The sequence below is a fragment of the Streptomyces sp. NBC_00670 genome (assembly GCF_036226765.1).
Lineage (GTDB): Bacteria > Actinomycetota > Actinomycetes > Streptomycetales > Streptomycetaceae > Streptomyces.
Genome location: NZ_CP109017.1, coordinates 4,478,665 through 4,501,720 on the forward strand (window position 1 = coordinate 4,478,665; position 23,056 = coordinate 4,501,720).

Annotated in this window: 21 protein-coding genes; 16 read left to right on the top strand and 5 right to left on the bottom strand. The window is 74.2% G+C overall.

What is annotated here, in order from left to right; all coding sequences use genetic code 11:
• Window positions 1-160: 160 nt before the first annotated feature.
• Window positions 161-1,645 (top strand): cell division protein PerM, encoded by a 1,485-nt coding sequence (locus OIE12_RS19910; RefSeq protein WP_329137170.1) that lies wholly within the window; start codon window positions 161-163, stop codon window positions 1,643-1,645.
• Window positions 1,646-1,869: 224 nt separating this feature from the next.
• Here the strand turns inward: OIE12_RS19910 and OIE12_RS19915 are convergent, their stop codons facing one another.
• A complete protein-coding gene (locus OIE12_RS19915; protein WP_329137172.1) occupies window positions 1,870-2,790 on the bottom strand; it encodes a hypothetical protein in 921 nt (306 codons plus the stop codon).
• A gap of 396 nt (window positions 2,791-3,186) precedes the next feature.
• Between OIE12_RS19915 and purN the strand changes: the two genes are divergently transcribed.
• Together purN and purH are read left to right on the top strand one after the other, a co-directional pair.
• Window positions 3,187-3,843, top strand: a complete 657-nt coding sequence (gene purN, locus OIE12_RS19920; RefSeq protein ID WP_329137175.1) for a phosphoribosylglycinamide formyltransferase — start codon at window positions 3,187-3,189, stop codon at window positions 3,841-3,843.
• The gene (gene purH, locus OIE12_RS19925; RefSeq protein ID WP_329137178.1) at window positions 3,840-5,411 is read left to right on the top strand and encodes a bifunctional phosphoribosylaminoimidazolecarboxamide formyltransferase/IMP cyclohydrolase; all 1,572 of its coding nucleotides are present in this window, start codon (window positions 3,840-3,842) and stop codon (window positions 5,409-5,411) included. Before purN ends, purH begins: the two co-directional genes overlap by 4 nt.
• Window positions 5,412-5,514: 103 nt before the next feature.
• Here purH and OIE12_RS19930 read toward each other — a convergent pair whose 3' ends face one another.
• The gene (locus tag OIE12_RS19930; protein ID WP_329137180.1) at window positions 5,515-6,111 is read right to left on the bottom strand and encodes a hypothetical protein; all 597 of its coding nucleotides are present in this window, start codon (window positions 6,109-6,111) and stop codon (window positions 5,515-5,517) included.
• Window positions 6,112-6,413: 302 nt separating this feature from the next.
• Here OIE12_RS19930 and OIE12_RS19935 point away from each other — a divergent pair, with 302 nt between their 5' ends.
• Both OIE12_RS19935 and OIE12_RS19940 read left to right on the top strand, forming a co-directional pair.
• On the top strand, window positions 6,414-7,268 hold the full coding sequence (locus tag OIE12_RS19935; protein ID WP_329137182.1) for a bifunctional methylenetetrahydrofolate dehydrogenase/methenyltetrahydrofolate cyclohydrolase: 855 nt from the start codon (window positions 6,414-6,416) through the stop codon (window positions 7,266-7,268).
• Between the two features lie 37 nt (window positions 7,269-7,305).
• Window positions 7,306-7,995, top strand: coding sequence for a DUF3017 domain-containing protein (locus OIE12_RS19940; RefSeq protein WP_443054058.1), 690 nt, complete (start codon window positions 7,306-7,308; stop codon window positions 7,993-7,995).
• Between the two features lie 115 nt (window positions 7,996-8,110).
• On the opposite strand, the gene OIE12_RS19945 is transcribed toward OIE12_RS19940, so the two are convergent.
• A complete protein-coding gene (locus OIE12_RS19945; RefSeq protein WP_329137186.1) occupies window positions 8,111-8,494 on the bottom strand; it encodes a peptidoglycan-binding domain-containing protein in 384 nt (127 codons plus the stop codon).
• Window positions 8,495-8,878: 384 nt separating this feature from the next.
• Between OIE12_RS19945 and OIE12_RS19950 the strand changes: the two genes are divergently transcribed.
• From OIE12_RS19950 to OIE12_RS19985, 8 genes are all read left to right on the top strand, one after another.
• A complete protein-coding gene (locus tag OIE12_RS19950) occupies window positions 8,879-10,009 on the top strand; it encodes a sensor histidine kinase (RefSeq protein ID WP_329142075.1) in 1,131 nt (376 codons plus the stop codon).
• 94 nt (window positions 10,010-10,103) lie between these two features.
• The gene (locus OIE12_RS19955; protein ID WP_329137188.1) at window positions 10,104-10,775 is read left to right on the top strand and encodes a response regulator transcription factor; all 672 of its coding nucleotides are present in this window, start codon (window positions 10,104-10,106) and stop codon (window positions 10,773-10,775) included.
• 156 nt (window positions 10,776-10,931) lie between these two features.
• Window positions 10,932-12,170: a helix-turn-helix domain-containing protein gene (locus OIE12_RS19960; RefSeq protein WP_329137190.1), complete on the top strand. Its 1,239-nt coding sequence runs from the start codon at window positions 10,932-10,934 to the stop codon at window positions 12,168-12,170.
• 422 nt (window positions 12,171-12,592) lie between these two features.
• Complete coding sequence (locus tag OIE12_RS19965; RefSeq protein WP_030382883.1) at window positions 12,593-13,582, top strand: malate dehydrogenase; 990 nt, start codon at window positions 12,593-12,595, stop codon at window positions 13,580-13,582.
• 137 nt (window positions 13,583-13,719) lie between these two features.
• The gene (locus OIE12_RS19970; protein ID WP_329137192.1) at window positions 13,720-14,790 is read left to right on the top strand and encodes a hypothetical protein; all 1,071 of its coding nucleotides are present in this window, start codon (window positions 13,720-13,722) and stop codon (window positions 14,788-14,790) included.
• Between the two features lie 138 nt (window positions 14,791-14,928).
• Complete coding sequence (locus OIE12_RS19975; protein WP_329142077.1) at window positions 14,929-16,683, top strand: hypothetical protein; 1,755 nt, start codon at window positions 14,929-14,931, stop codon at window positions 16,681-16,683.
• A 2-nt stretch (window positions 16,684-16,685) separates the two neighbouring features.
• The gene (locus tag OIE12_RS19980; protein ID WP_329137194.1) at window positions 16,686-17,048 is read left to right on the top strand and encodes a hypothetical protein; all 363 of its coding nucleotides are present in this window, start codon (window positions 16,686-16,688) and stop codon (window positions 17,046-17,048) included.
• A complete protein-coding gene (locus OIE12_RS19985; protein WP_329137196.1) occupies window positions 17,045-17,971 on the top strand; it encodes a hypothetical protein in 927 nt (308 codons plus the stop codon). Before OIE12_RS19980 ends, OIE12_RS19985 begins: the two co-directional genes overlap by 4 nt.
• Before the next feature lie 106 nt (window positions 17,972-18,077).
• Here the strand turns inward: OIE12_RS19985 and OIE12_RS19990 are convergent, their stop codons facing one another.
• A complete protein-coding gene (locus tag OIE12_RS19990) occupies window positions 18,078-18,626 on the bottom strand; it encodes a carboxymuconolactone decarboxylase family protein (protein ID WP_329137198.1) in 549 nt (182 codons plus the stop codon).
• Between the two features lie 47 nt (window positions 18,627-18,673).
• Here OIE12_RS19990 and pdxR point away from each other — a divergent pair, with 47 nt between their 5' ends.
• The 3 genes from pdxR to OIE12_RS20005 are packed head-to-tail and all read left to right on the top strand — an operon-like array spanning window position 18,674 to window position 21,718.
• Window positions 18,674-20,083, top strand: a complete 1,410-nt coding sequence (gene pdxR, locus OIE12_RS19995) for a MocR-like pyridoxine biosynthesis transcription factor PdxR (protein WP_329137200.1) — start codon at window positions 18,674-18,676, stop codon at window positions 20,081-20,083.
• Window positions 20,084-20,131: 48 nt separating this feature from the next.
• Window positions 20,132-20,482, top strand: a complete 351-nt coding sequence (locus tag OIE12_RS20000) for a hypothetical protein (RefSeq protein ID WP_329137202.1) — start codon at window positions 20,132-20,134, stop codon at window positions 20,480-20,482.
• Between the two features lie 12 nt (window positions 20,483-20,494).
• Entirely contained in the window at window positions 20,495-21,718 is a 1,224-nt protein-coding gene (locus OIE12_RS20005; protein WP_329137203.1) for a glutathionylspermidine synthase family protein, read from the top strand.
• A 7-nt stretch (window positions 21,719-21,725) separates the two neighbouring features.
• On the opposite strand, the gene rocD is transcribed toward OIE12_RS20005, so the two are convergent.
• Window positions 21,726-22,979 carry an ornithine--oxo-acid transaminase gene (gene rocD / locus OIE12_RS20010; protein WP_443053865.1) on the bottom strand — a complete coding sequence of 418 codons (1,254 nt, stop codon included), beginning with the start codon at window positions 22,977-22,979 and terminating at the stop codon, window positions 21,726-21,728.
• Window positions 22,980-23,056: the final 77 nt, after the last annotated feature.

The window sequence follows — 23,056 nt, forward strand, 5'->3', positions numbered from 1 at the left end:
ACTGCCGAGTCTCGCCCGTTGCGACGGAAAAGTGGGTGTCGTTGGGAGCATGGCCGTCGTGCTCCCACGGATTGCTCGTCGCGCTGCTTCGTTCTCGTCCGCCTCGTCGTCTTCGTCCGCCTCGTCGTCCTCATCCGCCTCCTCCGCCTCGGCGCCCTCGTTGACCACGCGGTCGCTCACCCGGCTGCTCGCGTGGCTGCTCACCCGGTTGCTGCTCCGGCTGCGCGGGCGGCTGCGCAGCAGGGTGCGGGAGCGGTCGCCCGGGCTCGGGGCCGGGCTGCTCGGCGGTGCGATCGCGGCGGGGCTCGGGCTCGGTGCGTTCGCCGTGCTGGTGTTGGCGCTGTGGGTCACCTCCCCGTACCCGGACGGGGGACCGGACGGTGCGCTGCATCTGGCCGCCTCGCTCTGGCTCCTGGGGCACGGGGTCGAACTGCTGCGCACCGACACGTTGAGCGGGGTGGCCGCGCCGGTCGGGGTCACTCCGCTGCTGCTGCCCGCGCTGCCGGTGTGGTTGCTGTATCGGGCGGGGCGGGATGCGGTGGACGCGTCTCGGGAGGGGCGAGGCGGGCGCCGGGGGGCGGGGTCCTTCGCGTCGCCGCACGCGTCGTCGGTCTCGGCGCGTACGGCGTGGGTCGGGGTTGTCGTCGGCTATCTCGCGGTCGGCGCCGCGGCGGCGGTGTACGCCTCCGGGGGTGAACTGCGGCCCTCCGTGGTCTGGACCGTCTGTTGCCTGCCGCTGCTCACCGGGCTCGCTGCGGGGTGGGGTGTGTGGGCGGCGTACGGGGCGCCGCGGGGGGCGGTGCCGTGGTGGGTACGGGTTGCCCTGCGGGCGGCGCTGCGGGGGGTCGCGGTGCTGGTGGGGGGCGGGGCGCTGCTCGTCGTCGGCTCGTTGGCCTGGCACGGCGGGGCCGTGCGGGACTCCCTGGTGCAGCTCACGCCGGGGTGGTGGGGGCGGCTCACGGTGGTGCTGCTGGGGGTGTTGCTGCTGCCGAATGCGGCGGTGTGGGGGGCCGCGTACGGGGTGGGGCCGGGGTTCGTGGTGGGGGCGGGGCAGGTGGTGGGGCCCTGGGGGGCCGGGATCGACGCGGGGGCGGGGGCCGGGGCTGGGGTGTTGCCTCGGTTTCCGTTGTTGGCGGCGGTGCCGGGGGAGGCGGGGGCATGGCTCGGGTGGGGAGTGGCTGTGGTGCCGGTGGTCGCGGGGGTGGTTCTGGGGTGGAGTGTGGCCGGGGCGGCAGTGGGGGAGCCTGCGCGCGGGCGGTGGTCCTGGGTGCGGGTGGCGGGGGTTGTGGTGGTGGCGGGGGTTGGGTGTGGGGTGCTGATCGCGGGGTTGGCGGGGGTTGCCGGTGGGGCGATGGGGGTGCGGGGGTTGGCCCGGTTCGGGCCGGTGTGGTGGGAGGTTGGTGGGGTGGGAGTGGGGTGGGTTGTGGGGGTGGGGGTGCCGGTGGGGGTTGTGCGGTGGTTGGGCTGTGTGGTGCGGAAGGTGGCGCCTCCGGCGCCTGGGGGGTCGGATGTGAGGGTGGGTGAAGTGAAGGAGGGAGTGGTGGAGCAGAAGCAGAAGCCGGAGCCGGAGCGGGGGTTGGAGCCGGAGGATGCGTATGACTTCCTGCCGGTGGACGGGGAGGAGCCGGGGGTGTCGGCCGAGTGAGGGTGCTGTGGGGGTTTTCGCCCCCGCCGCCCCTACCCTTCCCGTCCTTACCAGGGGCTCTGCCCCTTGGACCCCGGAGAACTCGGGTGGGTGGGGTCGAGTGGGGAGTGCGGATGGGTGGGGGTTGAGCGCACAGTTCCCCGCGCCCCTTGCAGGGGCGCGGTTGCCCGCGCCCCCCCCGCGGCGGAGCCGCGCGACGAGTAGTTGCCGGTGCTTCGCGCCTGCTACGGCGTGCTCAGGAGGTCGCGGAGTTGGTGGGGGAGCAGGGAGTCGCAGTTCTGTTTGGCTGTGGTGGTGAGGGCGTCGTTCGTGCAGGTGTAGTAGTCGTTGTAGACCAGGTGGGCGGTGAAGGTCGTCGCCACCATGAGCAGGGCCAGGGACGCCGTGACCAGGCCGCTCACCGCTGCCGTCGTCTGGGGGCGGCGGCCCGGGGGCTGGGGGGCCGGCGGGGCGGGCGTGCCGTTCTCCGGGCGGTGGGGCTTGGCGCGCAACGCGCTCACGCCCCAGTACAGCGCGAGCGCGCCCAGCAGCAGTGACACCGACGGCCAGCCGAACAGCACGAAGAAGAAGGCCCACATGCCGGACAGGAGCGCGTAGCGCGCCCTGCGCTGGGCGGGGTCGGTCGGGTCCCAGCGCATCCCCGCGTTGCCCGGGCCACCGGGACCGTTGGGTCCGCCCTGGCCACCGGGACCGCCGGGGCCACCGCCCTGGCCCTCCGGGCCGCCGGGCCGGCGCGGGCGCGTGCCGAAGCTGCCGTCCGTCGACGGGCCGGGCTGCCGGTCGCTCCACTGACTGCCCCACGCGGAGCCGCCCCGGCCCTGACCCTGCCCCTGGTCGTGCCCCTGGCCCTGACCCTCGCCCTGGCCGCCCCAGGCCGAGCTGCCCCGGCCGCCCTCCGGGCGGCGCGGCTGCCAGGGGCGGTCCGGGGTGCCCTCCGGCGGCGGGGCGAACGGGTTGTCGTCACCGGAAGGAGGCCCGCCGCCCTCGCGACCGGACCCGGAGCCGGACCCGGAGCCGGACCCGGATCCGTCCGTCGCCCCCGGACCCTCCCCGCCCGGCGCGGACGTGCCCCCGTGCGACGGGTACGGGGGCTGATGCCGCTCGCGCGGCAGGAGGTGCGGGTGTCGGAAACGGCTGTCCGGCATCAGGTGTGCGTCTTCCCCTTGGTGGTTCCGGCGGGCGGCGTGCGGTGCGGTCCGTGCGGCTCGTCAGCGTTGCGCGTACGGGTGTGCGGATGCGCACCCCGGGCGTGCGTACCGGTCACGAGGACCCGTACCCCGGCACCCGTGGCGTCCGTCGCCCGGATGTCGCGTACCCACCTGTGAACGTCCCGCGCGCACGGGTCGTTCCCCGCACGCTACCGCCCGGCTCCGCCCCCGTCCCCCGGGGGTTGTCCGGTGTGCCGGTATCGTTGCTGACGGTCGGCCGCTTCGTAGGCTTCCCCGTATGCGGGGGCCCGAAGCATTCGTACGAACGTACAAAGAAGAACGTCGTACGCGCCGCCCGCACACCGCATGCTCCTCCCGACGAAAGGGCCCGCCGTGGCCGCCAAGCCCGTGGCTCCCGTGGCCGGACGCCGTCCCCGTACGGGACGTCTCGTCGTCCTGGTCTCCGGATCCGGCACCAATCTGCAGGCGCTGCTCGACACCATCGCCGAGGCGGGAGCCGCCGCCTACGGCGCGGAGGTCGTCGCCGTCGGGGCCGACCGTTCCGGCATCGAGGGGCTGGCCCGCGCCGAGCGCGCCGGACTGCCCACCTTCGTCTGCCGGGTCGGGGACCACGCCACCCGTGAGGAGTGGGACGCGGCGCTCGCCGAGGCGGTCGCCGCGTACGAGCCCGACCTGGTCGTCTCGGCCGGGTTCATGAAGATCGTGGGGAAGGAGTTCCTCGCGCGGTTCGGTGGACGGTTCGTCAACACCCACCCCGCCCTCCTCCCCAGCTTCCCCGGGGCCCACGGTGTGCGGGACGCGCTCGCGTACGGCGCCCGGGTCACCGGCTGCACCGTCCACTTCGTCGACGACGGCGTCGACACCGGGCCGATCATCGCGCAGGGCGTGGTGGAGGTCCGGGACGAGGACGACGAGAGCGCGCTGCACGAGCGCATCAAGGAAGTCGAGCGAAGGCTGCTCGTCGATGTCGTGGGGCGGCTCGCCCGCAACGGCTATCGCATCGAGGGACGAAAGGTAGTTATCCAGTGACCGCCACCGCCGGAACCGACAAGCGGGCCATCCGTAGGGCGCTCGTCAGCGTCTACGACAAGACCGGACTCGAGGAGCTCGCCCGCGGGCTGCACGAGGCCGGGGTCGAACTCGTCTCCACCGGCTCCACCGCCGGGCGGATCGCGGCCGCCGGGGTCCCCGTGACCAAGGTCGAGGAGCTCACCGGGTTCCCCGAGTGTCTCGACGGCCGGGTCAAGACCCTGCACCCCAAGGTGCACGCCGGCATCCTCGCCGACCTGCGCCTGGACAGCCACCGGCAGCAGCTCGACGAGCTGGGCGTGGCGCCGTTCGACCTCGTCGTCGTCAACCTGTACCCGTTCCGCGAGACCGTCGCCTCGGGTGCCGCGCCGGACGAGTGCGTCGAGCAGATCGACATCGGCGGCCCGTCGATGGTGCGCGCCGCGGCCAAGAACCACCCCTCCGTCGCCGTCGTCACCAGCCCCGCCCGCTACGCCGACGTGCTCTCCGCGGTCCGGGACGGCGGCTTCGACCTCGCCGCCCGCAAGCGGCTGGCCGCCGAGGCCTTCCAGCACACCGCCGCGTACGACGTCGCCGTGGCCTCCTGGTTCGCCGCCGAGTACGCCCCCGTCGACGAGTCCGGCTTCCCGGACTTCCTCGGTGCCACCTACGAGCGCGCCCACACCCTGCGCTACGGCGAGAATCCGCACCAGCCCGCCGCGCTCTACACCTCCCCCGAGGGCGGCGGCCTCGCCCAGGCCGAGCAGCTGCACGGCAAGGAGATGTCGTACAACAACTACACGGACACGGACGCCGCCCGCCGTGCCGCGTACGACCACACCGAGCCCTGCGTCGCGATCATCAAGCACGCCAACCCCTGCGGCATCGCCGTCGGTGCGGACGTCGCCGAGGCCCACCGCAAGGCGCACGACTGCGACCCGCTGTCCGCGTTCGGCGGCGTCATCGCCGTCAACCGGCCGGTGAGCAAGGAGCTGGCCGAGCGGGTCGCCGGGATCTTCACCGAGGTCATCGTCGCGCCGGACTACGAGGAGGGCGCCCTCGAAGCGCTCACCAAGAAGAAGAACCTCCGCGTGCTGCGCGCCCCCGAGGCGCCCGCCGCCCCGGTCGAGGTCAAGCCGATCGACGGCGGCGCCCTCCTCCAGGTCACCGACCGCCTCCAGGCCGAGGGCGACGACCCCGCCACCTGGACCCTGGCCACCGGCGAGGCCCTCTCCGAGGCGGAGCTGGCCGAGCTGGCGTTCGCCTGGAAGGCCTGCCGGGCCGTCAAGTCCAACGCGATCCTGCTCGCCAAGGACGGCGCCTCCGTCGGCGTCGGCATGGGCCAGGTCAACCGCGTCGACTCCGCGAAGCTCGCGGTGGAGCGGGCGGGCGCCGAGCGCGCGCGGGGGGCGTACGCGGCCTCCGACGCGTTCTTCCCGTTCCCGGACGGTCTGGAGATCCTCACCGAGGCCGGCGTGAAGGCCGTGGTCCAGCCCGGCGGTTCGGTCCGTGACGAGCTGGTCGTCGAGGCGGCGAAGAAGGCCGGCGTGACGATGTACTTCACGGGGACGCGGCACTTCTTCCACTGACACGGCCGTGGCCGTGGCCGTGGCCGCACGATGAAAGGCCCCGGGCCGACGGCGGAAAGCCGTCGGCCCGGGGCCTTTCGTGCCGCGCGGGCGCAGCGCCCGGTCAGTACCGGGGGCGGTTGAACCAGGCCGACCCCGTCGAGTTGCCGACGAAGATGGCGATCAGGATGCCCAGCACCGTGTGCACCAGGCCCACGATGATGAACGGGTAGATGCCCGCTATCGCGGTGACGATGGCGAACACCAGGGTGGTGATGCGGACGCCGTTGCCGCCGGTCCTGAACTTGGTCGCGAGCACGATGGCGAAGATCAGCCAGGCGACGCCGAAGACGACGAACGCCCACATCACGCCCGTCGACTGGTCGGCCAGGCGCTGGAAGTCGGAGTCGTCCTTCAGCCCGTTGTCGTCCTTCGCCGCGTTGATGCCGACCGCCGCGATGGCGAAGACTGCCACGCCGATGACCTGGAGGCCGACGATGACCCACATCAGGGCGCGCGCGGCGCTCACCGTGCCCGGCATCGATGTCATGGCCGGCCCGCCGCCGTACTGCTGCGGGACCGGGGGAGCCTGCGGATAGCCGTAACCGGGCTGCTGGCCCTGCGGGTAGCCGTAGTGGGGCTGCTGGGGGGCGCCGTAACCGGGCTGCTGTTGGCCCTCTTGCGGGGCGCCGTAGGGGTTGTTCGGGTCGCCGTAACTCATGGCGCTCTTCTTCCCTCCATCTGCCGTTCGAGTGCGGGGACACGCGGCGCGCTGCGGAGGAAGTGGTGGGAATGAGCGGTCCGTCCCCCCGGTACTGCCCGCGGCACTGCCCGGTCATGGTTCTCAGGGGCGCGCTCGTTTGTCCAGAGCCATGCCATATGTGTTGTGCAAGTGCAACCTTCCGATCATGCGTTGATCAGGGCGGATTGCCGTGTGCCGCGGCGGACCACGCGGACCGGCTCCCGGTCTCGCATCGCGACCCGGATTGGAACCGCCGGGCGGTCATCCGGGAGGATGGGGTCATGACCGCCCAGATTCTCGATGGCAAGGCCACCGCAGCCGCGATCAAGTCCGATCTGACCGCCCGCGTGGCGGCCCTCAAGGAGAAGGGCGTCACGCCCGGCCTCGGCACCGTCCTGGTCGGCGACGACCCCGGGAGCCACAAGTATGTCGCCGGCAAGCACCGCGACTGCGCGCAGGTCGGCATCGCCTCCATCCAGCGCGAACTGCCCGCGACGGCGACGCAGGAGGAGATCGAGGCCGTCGTCCGCGAACTGAACGAGGACCCGGCCTGCACGGGGTACATCGTGCAGCTCCCGCTGCCCAAGGGCATCGACGAGAACCGCATCCTGGAGCTGATGGACCCCGCCAAGGACGCGGACGGTCTGCACCCGATGAACCTCGGCCGGCTGGTGCTCAACGAGCCCGCGCCGCTGCCCTGCACCCCCAATGGCATCCTCACGCTGCTGCGCGCGCACGGCGTGGAGATCAAGGGTGCGGAGGTCGTGGTCGTCGGCCGCGGGGTGACCATCGGGCGCCCGATGCCGCTGCTGCTGACCCGGCGCAGCGAGAACGCGACGGTCACGCAGTGCCACACCGGCACGCGTGACCTGTCCGCCCACCTGAAGCGCGCGGACATCATCGTTGCCGCGGCGGGGGCGCCGCACCTGGTGCGCGCGGAGGACGTCAAGCCGGGCGCCGCCGTCCTCGACGTGGGCGTCTCCCGCAACGCCGAGGGCAAGATCGTCGGCGACGTCCACCCCGACGTCACCGAGGTCGCCGGCTGGATCTCCCCGAACCCGGGCGGCGTCGGCCCCATGACCCGCGCCCAGCTGCTCGTCAACGTGGTCGAGGCGGCGGAGCGCAGTGTCGGCTGAGCGGGCGGAGGACGGCGGAGCCGTCCAGGACGACGGCGTGCGGCCGACGGCGCCGGACGCGGCGCCCGCGGCCCGCGGCGCCCGGTCTGCGGGGGCGGGCGCCCGGCCGGCCACCACCGCCGGGAACGACCGGACGCCGGAGGGCGCGTCCGGCGCCGGCTCGGACACCGCGCGCCGCGAACCGGCGGCTGCGGAGGACGAACCGTCCGACGGAGCCGGTGCTCCGGCGGACGCCACCGCCGACGCCACCGCCGACGCCACCGCCGACGGCGACGACGAGGGCGAGCTCACCGTGCGCGACCCCATCGCCGTGGGCGGCCGCTTCGAGCGGGCCCGCCGTGGTGTGCGGCGGTTCCCGCTGTTCACGCGGGACACCGCCCCGCCCGAGGGCGGCGGCCGTGCCGCGCCCGGCGACGCGCCCGCGCCCGCCCGGCAGTGGCCGATCCTCGCCGTACTGCTGACCGTCGGGCTCGGGCTGCTGCTCACCGCGCTCGACGTGTTCCGCGTCGGCACGATCCTCATCGGCGTCGCCCTGCTCGGCGGGGCGGCCCTGCGCTGGGCGCTGCCGGACGTCGGCATGCTCGCCGTCCGCTCCCGCTTCACGGACCTGATCACGTACGGCACGCTCGGCGCCGTCATCGTCCTGCTGGCGCTGATGGTGCAGCCGAACCCCTGGCTGGTCATCCCGTTCCTGGACGACACGCTGCACTTCACGATCCGTACGTGAGGAAGTCCCGTACGAGGAGGCGGCGCGTCCCCCCCCGTACGGGACATCCCGTGCGACCGGACGACGTCGGCTCGCCCTTCCCCCCGGAAGGGACGAGCCGCAGCCGTCCGGCGGGTCAGTGCCGGCTGCTGGGGATGTAGGTGTAGCAGGCGGCTCGGAAGTTGCCGTCGCCCGTCAGGTTGTCCAGCAGGCTGTTGCCGGTGTTCTTGCCGACGATGCCGTCGACCTGCAGGTGCGAGGCCGACTGGAACGTGCGCACCCACTTCCTCGTGTCCTTGCCGAAGAGCTTGTCCTCCGCCAGCGGGCGGCCGTGCCCGGTCCGCTGGGCCCAGTCGTTCACCCCGCGCTGCACACACAGCACCCCGGCCCGGTTGGCGCTGCCCTGGCTGATGTTGGGCACGCCCGGTGCGGCACCCGCCGTCGGCGCGACGGCGGTCACACCCGCGCCGAGCAGCAGGGCGGTGGACACAACGGTGGCAAGTCGCCTCTGTACGCTCATGAGCTGGTTCCCCTCTTCCGGTGCGAAGGCCGGTGGTCGGCCGGCCCCGTCGCGACGTGCGCCGATCTCCGGTGCCTGCGTCGCCTTGCGAACGAGAACCTAGGGCGCGCCCCGCCGCCCCCGCGTCCCGCGCCGGGTGGAAGTCCGGGCGCACCGCACGCGGTAGCCGCGCGGTTCCTGCAACTTCCGCGGTACCGCGGAAGGTTGACTCGCCGCCCGGTGCACCGGCGTTACGCTGCGACGATGCGCCCGCGGCCGACCCGTCCCCGTACCGTCCCCCCGGGTGCCGCCCGCACGGACGGCACCCTGGCGGCCCGGCTGCGCGGTGCCCGCCCGCGCATCCCCCACGCCCCGTACGTCGTCGACGCGCTGACCGCGCTCGCCATGGCCGCCGTCGCCCTGCTGCTCGGCCGGGAGTCCGCCGCGCAGGGGTGGCCGGAACTCGACGCCCGCGCCCTGCCCTGGATCGCCCTGTCGCAGCTCCCGGTGGCGCTGCGCGGCCGCGCCCCGGTCACCGTCTTCGCGGTGGTCGGCGCCGCCGACGCCGTTTACATCGGGCTCGGCTACTGGCCGGTGGTGTGCACCTTCGGCCCGATGCTCGCCCTCTACACCGTCGCCGCCCTGCGCCGGCTGCGCACCGCCCTGTGCTGCGCCGCCGTCCTGAACGGCCTGTGGATCTACGCGGGACTCGTCACCGACGGTTCCTCCATGCCGTCCGTCGTCGGCCAGGGCCTGCTGTTCACCGCCGTGCTGGTCCGCTTCGGCACCCTCGCCCGGCGCTCCGCCGAACTCGCCCGCCGGCTCCGCGCCGAACAGGCCGAGCGGGCCCGCCGCGAGGTCGCCGAGGAGCGCGGCCGCATCGCCCGCGAACTGCACGACGTGGTCGCCCACCACATGTCGGTGATCTCCGTGCAGGCAGGCCTCGCCCGGTTCGTCTTCGACTCCGACCGCACCACCGCCCGCACCGCCCTCGACACGATCGCCGGCACCGGCGCCGAGGCGCTCGACGAACTGCGCCGCATGCTCCAGGTGCTCCGCGAGGAGGACCTGCGCGGCCCCGACGGCGGCCCGGGCGGCGCACCGGCCGCGCCCATGCCCGGACTCGACCGCCTCGAAGAACTGGTACGGCGGGTGCGCGCGGGCGGCGTCCCGGTCGAACTCCGCGTCGAGGGCACCCCGCGCCCCCTCGCGCCCGGCGTCGACCTGTGCGCGTACCGGGTCGTGCAGGAGGCGCTGACCAACGTCCTCAAACATGCCCGCGGCGCACGTGCCGTCGTCCGGGTCGACTATCTGCCGCACCACGTGACGGTGTGTGTCACCGATGACGGGGAGGGGGTGATTCCGGACAGAGTCGCCGGTGGCGGCGGGCACGGCTTGATTGGCATGCGCGAACGGGCCAAGCTCTACGGCGGGACGATCAGCATCGGCCCGCGGAGCGAGGGCGGGTTCGCCGTACGGCTGACCCTGCCGACCTCGGCCGCGGCCACTCGGCAGGGGGACGGCCGCACGGAATGACCGGACACGGGACGACCGGACGACGCGGCGGACACGGGTTCCCGGGGCGGTCGTTCGGGCGGGGCGCGCGAGCCCGGTGTGACGGGCGGGGCGCATGATCAGGGTGCTCGTCGTCGACGACCAGTTCCTGATCCGGGCCGGCCTCGTCGGACTGCTGAACGCGGCCCCCGGCATCGAGGTCGTCGGCGAGGCCGAGGACGGCGACGAGGCGGTGCGGGTCGCCGCCGCGACCCTGCCCGACGTCATCCTCATGGATATCCGGATGCCCGGCACCGACGGCGTGCGGGCCACCGAACGCATCCTCGCCCAGGCCACCGACCCCGTGCCGCGCGTCCTGGTGCTCACCACCTTCGACCTCGACGAGTACGTCTACGGGGCGCTGCGCGCGGGCGCCTCCGGGTTCCTGCTGAAGGACTCGGGTCCCGAGCGCCTGCTCGCCGCCGTGACCGCCGTACGGGGCGGGGACGCGCTGTTCGCGCCCAGCGTCACCCGGCGGCTGGTGGAGGCGTTCGCGGGACGGGTCGGAAGCCGGCCGCGCGCGTCCGGACCGCCGCCGGAACTGGGCGCGTTGACCACCCGCGAGGTCGAGGTCCTCGGCCTCATCGGCCGCGGTCTGTCCAACCTGGAGATCGCCGACCGGCTGTACATCAGCGAGGCCACGGTCAAGACCCACCTCAACCGCACGATGACCAAGCTCGACCTGGACAGCCGCGCGCAGGCCGTGGTCGTGGCGTACGAGACGGGACTGGTCACGCCCGGCGGCTGACCCAAGTCGGCGGCGGGCGGGGGTGGTGGGCGGCCGCCGCCGTGACGCCCTGCTGCGGTCGGGTCCCCGGACCTGGAATCCTGGTCCGGTACGCGGCCGGCGGGGGTGCCGGGCGCCGGGGCACAGGGTGCGGGGAGCAAGGGGGGAAGGGACGTCATGCCTCGTTGGAAGGGCCTGCCGGAGGAACTCGATCCACAGCTCAAGGAGTTCGCGGGGCAGCTGCGGCGGCTCGTGGACCGCAGCGGGCTGAGTGTCGCGGCGGTGGCCGACCGCACGGGCTACAGCAGGACGTCGTGGGACCGGTACCTGGGCGGGCGGCTGCTCGCGCCCAAGGGCGCGGTGCTCGCGCTGGCCGAGGTCACGGGGGCCGATCCGGAGCACCTCACCACGATGTGGGAGCTGGCCGAACGGGCGTGGAGCCGCTCGGAGATGCGGCAGGACATGACGATGGAGGCGCTGCGGATCGCACAGGCGCGGGAGGCGCTGGGCGAGCGGGGGACGCTGGGGGAGCGGGGGACGCTCGGGGAGCGGGGCGCGGGGGGCGGGTCCGCGCCGGTACCTGCGGCGCCGGGGCCCGCTCCGGGTTCGGTGCCGCCGGGATCCGCTCCGGGGCCGGTGCGGGGCGGGGACGCGGAGGCGCGCGTCGAGGCCGGTGGTGGGGGGCGGGGTACGACGGTCAGGGCCGGGGTGGCCGGGCCTGCCGGAGTGTCGCCGACGTGGCCGCCGGGGGCGGGGGAGGCGGACGTCGACGCCCGGGGCCTCGCGCGGCTCCGGGACCGTGCGGCCGTGCCGCCGTACGGGCCCCGGGGCGACGGTGTGCCGGAGGACGCGCGGCCGTCGGGTGCGGGTGGCCGGCCCCGGCCGGGGGCGCGGCGGCGACGTCGGCTGACGGTTTTCCTGTCGGCCGTCGCCGGGGCGCTCGCCGTGGTGGCGGGGGTGGTGTGGTTCACCTCGGGCGGTGACCGGGCGGCGGAGGGGCGCTCGCCCGCGAAGTCCCCGGCGGCCACCACGGCCAGTGCCGCGCCCGCACTGCCGGACGGGGTCCGGTGCGCCGGGGCCGGCTGTGTCGGCAAGGACCCGGAGGAGATGGGATGCGGCGGGGCCCGGGCCCGTACGACGAACAGCGTCACGGTGGGGACGACGTTGGTGGAGGTGCGGTACAGCGAGGTGTGCGGGGTGGCGTGGGGGAGGATCACGCGGGCGGTGCGGGGGGACGCGGTGACGGTGCGGGTGGTCGCCCCTGACGGGGCGGGGGCGAAGGGGAGGGTGCAGCGGGGGGTCGTGGCGGAGCGGGGGGACGTGGACGCGTATACGCCGATGGTGCGGGTGGGAGGCGCCGGGGGCGCCGAAGTGTGTGCGGTGCTGGTGTCCGGGCGGGACGGGTGTGTGGAGTAGGGGCGCGTGATTTTTTCGCCCCCGCCGCCCTTACCCTTCCCGTCCCGGGGGCTGCGCCCCCGGACCCTCCCACGGAGCTTCGCTCCGTTTTGCGCTCACGCGGCGGAGCCGCATATTGACACAGCCCCGCGCCCCTTTCGGGGCGCGCCCCCCGTACACAAAACAATCACCCCTCCGCGGGGTTGGCCCCGTGGTGGCTGGGCACGCGGAATGTACCCCCACGGGATTCGGGTGTTCCGGTCCCCGGTCGGCGGTCGTTGTGGGTCCCTCTCTCCCGGGCCGAGCGGCCGCCGCCCTTGTGGGGTGGGCCACAGGAACCCCGTCCGTGCGGTGTGCCGGATGCGCGATAGCCTGACGTCGGTCTCTTGACGCCAAGAGATCGATCATCCCGCCCCACCGCCAGCTGTCCTACGGAGAACGCCATGACCCGCACTCCCGTGAACGTCACCGTCACCGGCGCGGCCGGCCAGATCGGTTACGCCCTGCTCTTCCGCATCGCCTCCGGCCAGCTGCTCGGCGCGGACGTGCCGGTCAAGCTGCGTCTGCTGGAGATCACCCCGGCGCTCAAGGCCGCCGAGGGCACGGCCATGGAGCTGGACGACTGCGCGTTCCCGCTGCTCCAGGGCATCGACATCAGCGACGACCCGAACGTCGCGTTCGACGGCACCAACGTCGCCCTCCTCGTCGGCGCCCGCCCCCGTACCAAGGGCATGGAGCGCGGTGACCTCCTGGAGGCCAACGGCGGCATCTTCAAGCCGCAGGGCAAGGCGATCAACGACCACGCGGCGGACGACGTCAAGATCCTGGTCGTCGGCAACCCGGCGAACACCAACGCGCTGATCGCGCAGGCCGCCGCCCCGGACGTACCGGCCGAGCGCTTCACCGCGATGACCCGTCTGGACCACAACCGCGCGCTGACCCAGCTCGCGAAGAAGGCCGGCGTCACCGTCTCCGACATCGAGCGCCTGACCATCTGGGGCAACCACTCCGCCACCCAGTACCCGGACATCTTCAACGCCCGCATCGGCGGCAAGTCCGCGGCCGAGGTCGTGAACGACGAGAAGTGGCTGGCCGAGGAGTTCATCCCGACCGTCGCCAAGCGCGGTGCCGCCATCATCGAGGCCCGTGGCGCCTCCTCCGCCGCGTCGGCCGCCAACGCCGCCATCGACCACGTCCACACCTGGGTCAACGGCACCGCCGACGGCGACTGGACCTCCATGGCCGTCCCGTCCGACGGCTCCTACGGCGTGCCCGAGGGAATCATCTCCTCCTTCCCGGTCACCACCAAGGACGGCCAGTACGAGATCGTCCAGGGCCTGGAGATCAACGACTTCTCGCGCACCCGCATCGACGCCTCCGTCAAGGAGCTCACGGACGAGCGCGAGGCGGTCCGCGGCCTCGGCCTGATCTGACCCCCCGGCGCCCTCCGCGCCCGAAGTTCCTTACACCGTTCCGCACAGGCTCCGTCCCGTTTTCGTACCGGACGGGGCCTGTCGGCGTGTACGCCGCTATCGTCGAGTTCCGGGCGGGATTCGGGGGACGGTACGACATGCGCCAACGGTGGGACGCGGAACAGCAGCGCTGGGTGGACGACGACGGGGGCGCGGTCGGCGCGCAGCCCCCGGCGGGGGAGCAGCCGCCGGAACGGCCCTGGTGGGCCGGGGCCGAGACGCAGGTCGGCGGGGTCTGGCCGCCGTCGACCGCACCGGAGGCCCCGATCACGCCGTCGGCCTCTCTGCCGCCGGTCCCGACCACGCCGCTCGCCCCGCTGCCGCCGGCCCCGGCCGGGCCGTCGGCGTACGGCACGCCTGCGCCGGGCCCCGTGCCGCCGTACCCGGAGCCGCCGACGGCCGTCACCGGCCCGCTCCCAGTGACCGGCCCCATGACCGGTCCAGTGAACGGTCCCCTGACCGGCCCGGGGCCGGATCCCCGCCGCCCCCGCACCGTTCTGGTGCTGGTCGCCGTGCTGGCCGTGCTCGCCGGGGGCGGGGCCGGGGCGGGGGCCTGGTGGCTGACCCGGGACGGCTCGGCGCAGCACCCCGAGGCCCGCCCGTCCGTGACCGTCACGGCCACGGCGAGCCGGCCGGCCGTGCCGCCGGCGGACACCGGGGACGCCCCGTCCTCGCCGTCGGACACGGAGTCGGCGCTCGCCGCCTCCGCGCGGCCCTCGCCCGGGTACCGCCGGGCCGAGGACCCCGTCGGCTACCGCGTGGACGTGCCCGAGGGGTGGGTGCGCCGGGCGGAGCGCGGGGTCAGCGCCGAGGTCGTCACCTACCGTTCGCCCGCCGACGGGCGCAGCCTGATGCTCTTCGAGGTGGTCGAACAGACGCCCGCCGCCTCCCTGGACCTCGCCGAGAACGGTCCCGCCGGCTTCACCGAGAAACTGGCCGGCTACCGCGTCCTGGACCGCTCCTCGGGGGCGGACTGGGCGCAGCTCGACTACCGGTACGACGACAGGTCCACCGGCGCCACCCAGGTCATCGACCGCCGCTTCACCGCCGCCGACGGCACGCTCTACGCGCTGCGCTCCAGCGGCCCGGAGGGCGCGGACATCCAGGAGCCGTTCGACATGGCGTTCGCCTCCTTCTGCCCGACCGGGGCGAGTTGCCCGGCGGCGTGAGCGCCCCCGGCACGCGCGGGGTCACCCAGGGCTGACCGGCGGTGACAATTCGCTTCCTGGGGCGTCTGTGCCGCACTATGCTGATGCTCCATCACACCGCGTGTCATGTACGCGCGTTTCGACCATCGGGGGATGGGCGTGAGTACCGCCTACGTGCCGCAACAGCCACAGCCTCAGCCGCAGCCGGATCCGCGGGCCTCGGCCACGGCGTCGCTCCCGGAACTGCCGGCGACACCGCCGTACGCCAGTGAGGCCACCCGGCTGCTGTGCGCGGGGACCTATCTGGACTCGGCCTACCGCGACCGGGTCATCGACGAGCTGTACCTCAACGAACAGCGCCTGGCCGCGCCCTCGCTCGGGCTCGACGCGGCCCGGGTCCTGGCGCACGCCCTGCGCGCCCGCCGGCTGGAACTGGCCTGGTCCGGGGCGATCCTGGGGCTGTGGGTGGTGGGCATGCCGCTCACCCGGTACTTCCTCGCCCTCTTCCTCGGCTTCGGCTTCTACTCCGCCCTCGCCCCCTGGGTGCGCGGCCGGAGCGAGCACCCGCCCATGTACCGGCGCGTGTTCGCCTTCCTGCTGCGCTGGTACAGCCGCCTCGGCATCGCCGCCCTGCTCGCCGCCACCCTGTACGTCGCCTGCGGGGGCGGGGACGACGTCCCCCCGTCCTATCCGTCCGCGTACGACAGCATGTACGGCACGTCGAGCGGCCCCGACTTCTCGCTCCCCGACGCCCTGCACGAGTGGCTCGGCGTCCTGGGCGCCTGGCTGACCCTCGCCGTCCTCGCGCTCACCGTCGTGTTCCTCGCCGCCCAGCGCAGCCAGGTCACGCGCTCACTGGCCGCCGAGCTGTCCACGCGGCGCTTCCCCGACGTGGCCGCCGACCCCGCCGAGCAGGCGGAGGGGCGGCGGCTGCGGCGGCTGGCGCAGCGCGTGCGGGCCGAGCAGTGGCAGCCGCTGGTCATGTACCACGAGGCCCGTCCGTTCTGCGGGGCCGGCACCGCGCACGACACCTGGGTGCTCGCCGTCGAACTGCGCCCCGACGGGGCGAAGAAGCAGCGGCCGCTCAGCAACCGGGCCGTCCTGGAGACCGTCCGCCCGCTGCTCGAACAGCTGCGGGAGTCCGCCGTGACGGCCGAGCACCCGGTGCGCGACCGGCTGCGCCGGCTGGAGATCGACGAGTGCGTGTTCCTGCCGGTCGAGGGGCTGCTGCGGCGCGAGGACGCCCCGTACGCCCCCGGGGACTTCGAGAACCACCTGGCCCGCGCCGTCGAGGAGGGCGCCGAGAAGCGGCGGCACTTCCTGCGGGTGCGGGTCGGCGGCTGGGAGGAGGAGCTGGTCGTCAGCGTCTTCGTCCGCGTCCACACCCAGGGCCGGATGCTGATGCTGGAGATCGCCCCGCACGTCCTCACTCCGGTGCGCGAGGACTTCAAGGAGGCCGACCGCACCGCCCACCGCTACAACCACAACAGCCTGCTCGGCAAGGCCGCCTGGGCCGTGCCGAGGGTGCCGGCCGCGGCAGCCGTGGCGGTGTACCAGCTGGCCCGGCAGGTCGTGTTCGGCTGGCGCCTGGTGACCTCGGGCAACGCGGGCGCGCTGCCCGAGGGGCCCGCCGTGTCGGTGCGCGAACTGGGGGCGGCGCCGGACGGTTCGCTGTTCCAGACCATGGACGTCGACCGCTATCTGCGGGCCGTGCAGGACCGGATCGCGCACGGCGTGCGCACCGCGCTGGCCGACGCCGGCTACCAGACCGGCGAATTCGTCCAGAAGATCGTCAACATCAGCAACGGCGGCGTGAACATCGAATCGGTGGCGGACTCCACCTTCGCCGTCGGCGACCACGCCACCGCGCGGAGCGGCGGCCCGGCCGCCGCGCCGCAGAAGGGAACGGATTAGCGATGGCTGACACGAACGAGCCCGGCGTCTCCCTGGGGAACGTCTCGGGCAGCACGTTCGCCATCGGCAGCCACGCCAGCGCGGTGAGCCACCACGGCACGGCGCCGGGGCGCGACGCCGCGACGGAGGAGCTGCTGACGGCGGTGCGCGAGCTGCGCGCCGATCTGACCCGGGTGCGCGCCACCGACCGGACGGCCGAGCTGGACGCCGCGCTCGCCGACACGGAGGACGAGATCACCAGCACGGGACAGGCCGGGCCGACCCGGCGCGAGCGGCTGCGGGCACTGCTCGCCGACTCCGAGTCCCTGCTGAGCGTGCTCGCCTCGGCGGGGGCGGTGGCCGGGATGCTCGGGATCGGGCTGTGACGGGCGGAGGAGCGCGGCACTGGAACGAGGAGACGCAGCGCTGGGAGGACGCGGACGCGCCCGCGGTTCCGCCCGCGGTTCCGCCCGTGGCTCCGCCTACGGTTCCGCCCGCGAGTTCGCCCGCGGGTGAGTCGCTGCCGCCACTGCCGCCGCTGCCCGCGCGGCCGGAGCACCTGCCGTACGTGCCCTCGGAGCCGACGCCGCCCGTGCCGTCGGCCGGGGGCGGGCGTGCGCTGTGGTGGAAGGTCGTGGCCGGAGCCGTCGTGCTCGGGGTCGGCGCCGGTTACGGCGTGCTGAAGCTGACCGGCGACGGCGACGACGGCTCCGACCGCACCCGTACGGCCGCGACGGCGCCGGCGGGCGGGGACGGTGCCCCCATGGACGCCGACACGGGCGCCGGCGCCCCGGCCTCCGAGTCCGCCTCCGCGTCCCCGTCCGCGACGGAGAGCGCGCTGCCGACGGGCTTCCGCGAGGTCACCGACCCCGCCGGCTTCTCGCTCGCCGTGCCCGACGGGTGGAAGCGCAGCGAGCGCGACGCCGGGGTCTTCTACGCCACGGACGGCGACCGCAACCTGCTGCAGATCTTCGTCGTCACGGAACCGGAGCTCACGCCGTACGAGGCGGTGGCCCAGTCCTCCAAGAACCTGGGCACCCAGCAGCCGGGCTACGAGGAGATCTCCCTCGACCGCGCCGCCGCCCCCGACGACGCCTCACCCGCCGTCGGCGACGACGCGGCCCGCCTCGTCTACGCCTACGACAGCGAGAAGCTCGGCACCCGCAAGCAGGGCGTGGAGTACGTCTTCACGGCGGACAACGGCAAGAAGTACGCGGTGGTGGCGGCGGGCCCGCAGGACGACTGGCCCACCACGGAGGAGTCGGCCCGGGTGGCACTGGCCCACCTGTCGACGGACGGCGCGCCCTGAAACGGGCGCGGGGAACTGCGCGATCAGCCACAGCGCACCCGCACCCGCCACACCACCCCACCACCCGAGCTCTCCCGCGTCCGGGTCACAGGGGGCGCAGACCCCCTCAGCCCCGCTGCCCCGCCTGGTAGTGACCCGGCACCATCCGAGTCGTCACCCCGAACCGATTCCACGCATTGATCACAGTGATCGCCGCGATCAACTTCGCCAGCTCCCCCTCCTCGAACTGCTCCGCCGCCCGCGCGTACACCTCGTCCGGCACGAACCCGTCCGTCAGGACGGTCACCGCCTCCGTCAGCTCGATCGCCGCGATCTCCCGCTCCGTGTAGAAGTGCCGCGACTCCTCCCACGCCGAGAGCTGCACGATCCGCTCCACGCTCTCCCCCGCCGCGAGCGCGTCCTTCGTGTGCATGTCCAGGCAGAACGCGCAGTGGTTCAGCTGCGAGGCCCGGATCTTCACCAGCTCCCGCAGCTTCGGGTCGAGCCCGTCGGACGCGGCCGCGTCGAGCCGCACCATCGCCTTGTAGACCTCGGGCGCGTACTTGGTCCACTGCAGGCGGGGCGCGTGCTCGTGCGCGTACACAGGGGCCGGGGCCCCGTCCGCCGTCGAACCGCTCGTTCCGCTCGTCCCGCTCACCGTCTCGTTCGTCGTCATGGCACCGACCCTAGGAGCCGGGCAGCCCAACGGTATGGTCCACTTCCATGCCGAATCATCGGGCCACTTCCGCGCTCGACCTCCATCTGCACCTGGACCGCGGCGACGGCACCGGCCTCCGCCGCGGTCTCACCACCGCCCTGCGCGACGCCGTCCGCACCGGCCGCCTCGCCCCCGGCACCCGGCTGCCCTCCTCCCGCACCCTCGCCGCCGACCTCGGCGTCGCCCGCAACACGGTCGCCGACGCCTACGCCGACCTCGTCGCCGAGGGCTGGCTCACCGCCCGCCAGGGCTCCGGCACCCGCGTCGCCGACCGCCCCGTCACCACGCCCAGCCGCCCCGTGGCACCGCCCCGCACCCGCCCCCGCCCCACCTACGACCTCACCCCCGGCACCCCCGACCTCGCCTCGTTCCCCCGCGCCGAATGGCTCCGCGCCGCCCGCCGCGCCCTGGCCCGCGCCCCGCACGAGGCCCTCGGCTACGGCGACCCGCGCGGCCGTCCCGAACTGCGCACCGCGCTCGCCGGCTACCTCGCCCGCGCCCGCGGCGTCCGCGCCGACCCCGAACGCATCCTCGTCTGCGCCGGCTTCACCCACGGGCTCGCGCTGCTCGCCGCCGTCCTGCGCGAGCGCGGCGTGCGCACGGTCGCGGTGGACGAGTACGGCCTCGACGTCCACTGGAACGTCCTGACCCGCGCCGGTCTGCGCACCACACCCCTCCCCGTCGACGCACACGGCACCCGTACCACCGAGCTGACGCCCGCGCGCGGCGGACCCGGGGCCGTCCTCCTCACCCCCGCCCACCAGTTCCCGCTCGGCGTGCCGCTGCACCCCGACCGGCGCGCGGCGGTCGTCGACTGGGCCCGGCGCACCGGCGGAGTCGTCCTGGAGGACGACTACGACGGCGAGTTCCGCTACGACCGCCAGCCGGTCGGCGCCCTCCAGGGCCTGGACCCCGACCGCGTCGTCCACCTCGGCACCGCCAGCAAGGCCCTCGCCCCCGGGCTGCGGCTGGCCTGGATGGTGCTGCCGTCCGCGCTGGCCGGGGAGGTGGTGGCGGCCACCGGCGGCCACCACCGCTGCGGCGTCCTCGACCAGCTCACCCTCGCCGAGTTCCTCTCCTCGGGGGCGTACGACCGTCACGTGCGCGCCTCCCGGCTGCGCCACCGGCGCCGCCGCGACCAGCTCGTCGCGGCCCTCGCCGCCCGCGCCCCCGAGGTGCGGCCCACCGGTATCGCGGCCGGACTGCACGCGGTGCTGCGGCTGCCGCCGGGCACCGAGGAGACGGTGGTCAGGGCGGCCGCCTGGCAGGGCCTCGCCCTGCACGGGCTCTCCCCCCACCGCCACCCGGAGGCCGGCCCGGCGCACGCCGCCGACGCCCTCGTCGTCGGCTACGGCACGCCCCCCGACCACGCGTGGTCGGGGGCTCTGGACGCGCTGTGCCGGGCGGTGCCGTAAGGTACCGCCGCACAGCGGAACAACAGCGGCCACGGGGGAGTACGGAACATGGCGGACATACGCCGGCAAATGCGGTCCACGACGGTCGTCCTCGGAAGCGTGGGGCTGCTCGCCGCCGCGCTCACGGCCTGCTCGTCCGACCCGGACAAGCGGTGCGTGGACAAGGACAGTTACACCGCGGGCAAGGGCTACCGCACCGTCGACGGCAAGTACTGCGACTCCTCCTCCACCAAGTCCGGCGTCAACGGCGTCTGGTACTACGGCGGCACGAAGAAGGGGCAGCGCGTCAGCGGCGGTTCCTTCACCAAGCCCCACTCGGGCTCCGGCTCCTCCGGCAGCACCAGCGGCGGCGTCAAACGGGGCGGATTCGGCGGCAAGGGCGGCGGCTCCGGAAGCTGAGGGCCGAGCCGCATGGAACGCCGCACCCTCACCCCCCGCCCCGGCTGGCAGCGGACCGTCGAGGCCCAGGGGCTGATCTACCCGCTCACCCTGCCCCGCGCCTGGGAGTCCGTCCGGGCGGCGGGCGACCCCGTCCCCGACGACGCCTGGGTGCCGTACTGGGACGAGAGCGCCTGTTACGTCTTCTCGCTGCCCGAGGTCGAGGCGCTGGAGGAGACCGTCGAGGAACTGCACCGCATGTGCCTCGCCGCCGCCGGCCACATCGTCGCCCACGACCGCTTCGCCGACCTCGGCATCACCGACCCGCGCGTCGCCGCGGCCGTCACCGAGGCCTGGCGGCGGCGCGCCGAACTCCCCTCCCTCTACGGCCGCTTCGACCTGCGCTACGACGGCAGCGGCCCGGCCAAGCTCCTGGAGTACAACGCCGACACCCCGACCTCGCTGGTCGAGGCGGCCTCCCCGCAGTGGTTCTGGATGGAGGACCGGTTCCCCGGCGCCGACCAGTGGAACTCCCTGCACGAACGCCTGGTCGACTCCTGGCGGAAGCAGTCCGCGCTGCTCCCGCCCGGCAGCCCGCTGTACTTCGCGCACTCCTCCGTCGACGAACTCGGCGAGGACCTGATGACCGTCGCGTATCTGAAGGAGACGGCAAAACAGGCCGGGCTGGAGACCGACTGGATCTCCATGGAGGAGATCGGCTGGGACCCGCTGTCCGCGCGCTTCGTCGACAACCGGCTCCGCTTCATCCGCGCCTGCTTCAAGCTGTACCCGTGGGAGTGGCTCACCACCGACGAGTTCGCCGACCACGTCCTCGCCACCCTCGACAACGGGGGCGGCACCGGCAGCACGCTGTGGATCGAGCCCGCCTGGAAGATGCTGCTCAGCAACAAGGCGCTGCTGGCGATCCTCTGGGAGCTGTACCCCGGCCACCCCAACCTGCTCCCGGCGTACCTCGACGGCCCGCGCGAACTGGCCGCCACGACCGGCTACGTCGCCAAGCCGCTGCTCGGCCGCGAGGGCGCCGGCGTCACCGTGCACGAGCCGGGCGCCGGGGCGGTCCCGCGCGACGAGCCCTGCTGCTACCAGGAGTTGGCCCCGCTGCCCGACTTCGACGGCAACCGGACCGTGCTCGGCGCGTGGGTCGTCGGCGACGAGTCGGCGGGGCTCGGCATCCGCGAGTCCGCCGGGCTGATCACCGACGAGTACGCCCGCTTCCTGCCGCACGTGATCCTCTGACCGGTGCTCACCGGGCGCCGAGCACCGCCGCGAACTGCTCCAGCCCCCACTCCAGGTCCTCCTCGGAGATCACCAGGGGCGGGGCGATGCGCAGCGTCGAGCCGTGGGTGTCCTTGACCAGGACGCCCCGCTCGAGCAGCCGCTCCGAGATCTCCCGGCCGCTGCCGAACGCCGGGTCCACGTCCACGCCCGCCCACAGCCCGCGCCCGCGCACCGCCGTCACCGGCCCCGTACCACCGGTGAGCGCCGACAGCCGCCGGTGCAGCACTCCGCCCAGCCGGGCCGCCCGCTCCTGGTACTCGCCCGTGCGCAGCAGCGCCAGCACCTCCAGGGCCACCGCGCAGGCCAGCGGGTTGCCGCCGAACGTCGAGCCGTGCTCGCCGGGCCGGAACACCCCGAGCACCTCCTCGTCGGCCACCACCGCCGACACCGGCACGATCCCGCCACCGAGCGCCTTGCCCAGCACGTAGACGTCCGGCACCACGCCCTCGTGCGCGCAGGCGAACGTGCGTCCGGTGCGGCCGAGCCCGGACTGGATCTCGTCCGCCACGAACAGCACCCCCCGCTCCCGGGTCAGCTCCCGCACCCCGGCCAGATAGCCTGCCGGCGGCACCCGCACCCCCGCCTCGCCCTGGATCGGTTCGAGCAGGACGGCCACGGTGTTCTCGGTGACGGCACCGCGCAGCGCGGTGAGGTCGCCGTACGGGACGATCTCGAAGCCGGGCGTGTAGGGACCGTAGTCCGCGCGGGCCTCGGGGTCGGTGGAGAAGCTGATGACCGTCGTCGTACGGCCGTGGAAGTTGTTGCCCGCGACGACGATCTTCGCCATCTCCGCCGGCACGCCCTTCACCCGGTAGCCCCACTTCCGGGCCGTCTTCACCGCCGTCTCGACCGCCTCCGCGCCCGTGTTCATCGGCAGCACCATCTCCTTGCCGCACAGCGCGGCCAGCTCGGAGCAGAACGCGGCGAACCGGTCGTGGTGGAACGCCCGCGAGGTCAGCGTCACCCGCTCCAGCTGGGCCCGGGCCGCGTCGAGCAGCCGCCGGTTGCCGTGGCCGAAATTGAGCGCCGAGTAACCGGCCAGGAAGTCCAGGAAACGGCGCCCCTCCACGTCCGTCATCCAGGCGCCCTCCGCCGTGGCGACGACGACCGGCAGCGGGTGGTAGGTGTGCGCGCAGTGCGCGTCGGCCTCGGCGATCAGGTCGTCGGAGATGCTCACGGAGTCCCCTTTCGGACTGTATGACGGAGATCTCCCCTTCATACCGTCCCCGCTCGTATGGTGGACGCGGGACCCGGCCGCCGCGTCGCGCCCGGTAGGCTGGCCGCGGGCCGTGACTG

Coding starts and splice junctions, on each gene's coding strand:
- OIE12_RS19930 (WP_329137180.1), bottom strand. CDS start 6,111: ATGAGTTACGGCGACCCGAACAACCCCTACGGCGCCCCGCAAGAGGGC.
- OIE12_RS19965 (WP_030382883.1), top strand. CDS start 12,593: ATGACCCGCACTCCCGTGAACGTCACCGTCACCGGCGCGGCCGGCCAG.
- OIE12_RS19915 (WP_329137172.1), bottom strand. CDS start 2,790: ATGCCGGACAGCCGTTTCCGACACCCGCACCTCCTGCCGCGCGAGCGG.
- OIE12_RS20000 (WP_329137202.1), top strand. CDS start 20,132: ATGGCGGACATACGCCGGCAAATGCGGTCCACGACGGTCGTCCTCGGA.
- rocD (WP_443053865.1), bottom strand. CDS start 22,979: ATGAAGGGGAGATCTCCGTCATACAGTCCGAAAGGGGACTCCGTGAGC.
- OIE12_RS19955 (WP_329137188.1), top strand. CDS start 10,104: ATGATCAGGGTGCTCGTCGTCGACGACCAGTTCCTGATCCGGGCCGGC.
- OIE12_RS19970 (WP_329137192.1), top strand. CDS start 13,720: ATGCGCCAACGGTGGGACGCGGAACAGCAGCGCTGGGTGGACGACGAC.
- OIE12_RS19945 (WP_329137186.1), bottom strand. CDS start 8,494: ATGAGCGTACAGAGGCGACTTGCCACCGTTGTGTCCACCGCCCTGCTG.
- OIE12_RS19935 (WP_329137182.1), top strand. CDS start 6,414: ATGACCGCCCAGATTCTCGATGGCAAGGCCACCGCAGCCGCGATCAAG.
- OIE12_RS20005 (WP_329137203.1), top strand. CDS start 20,495: ATGGAACGCCGCACCCTCACCCCCCGCCCCGGCTGGCAGCGGACCGTC.
- pdxR (WP_329137200.1), top strand. CDS start 18,674: ATGCCGAATCATCGGGCCACTTCCGCGCTCGACCTCCATCTGCACCTG.
- OIE12_RS19950 (WP_329142075.1), top strand. CDS start 8,879: ATGGCCGCCGTCGCCCTGCTGCTCGGCCGGGAGTCCGCCGCGCAGGGG.
- OIE12_RS19960 (WP_329137190.1), top strand. CDS start 10,932: ATGCCTCGTTGGAAGGGCCTGCCGGAGGAACTCGATCCACAGCTCAAG.
- OIE12_RS19980 (WP_329137194.1), top strand. CDS start 16,686: ATGGCTGACACGAACGAGCCCGGCGTCTCCCTGGGGAACGTCTCGGGC.
- OIE12_RS19990 (WP_329137198.1), bottom strand. CDS start 18,626: ATGACGACGAACGAGACGGTGAGCGGGACGAGCGGAACGAGCGGTTCG.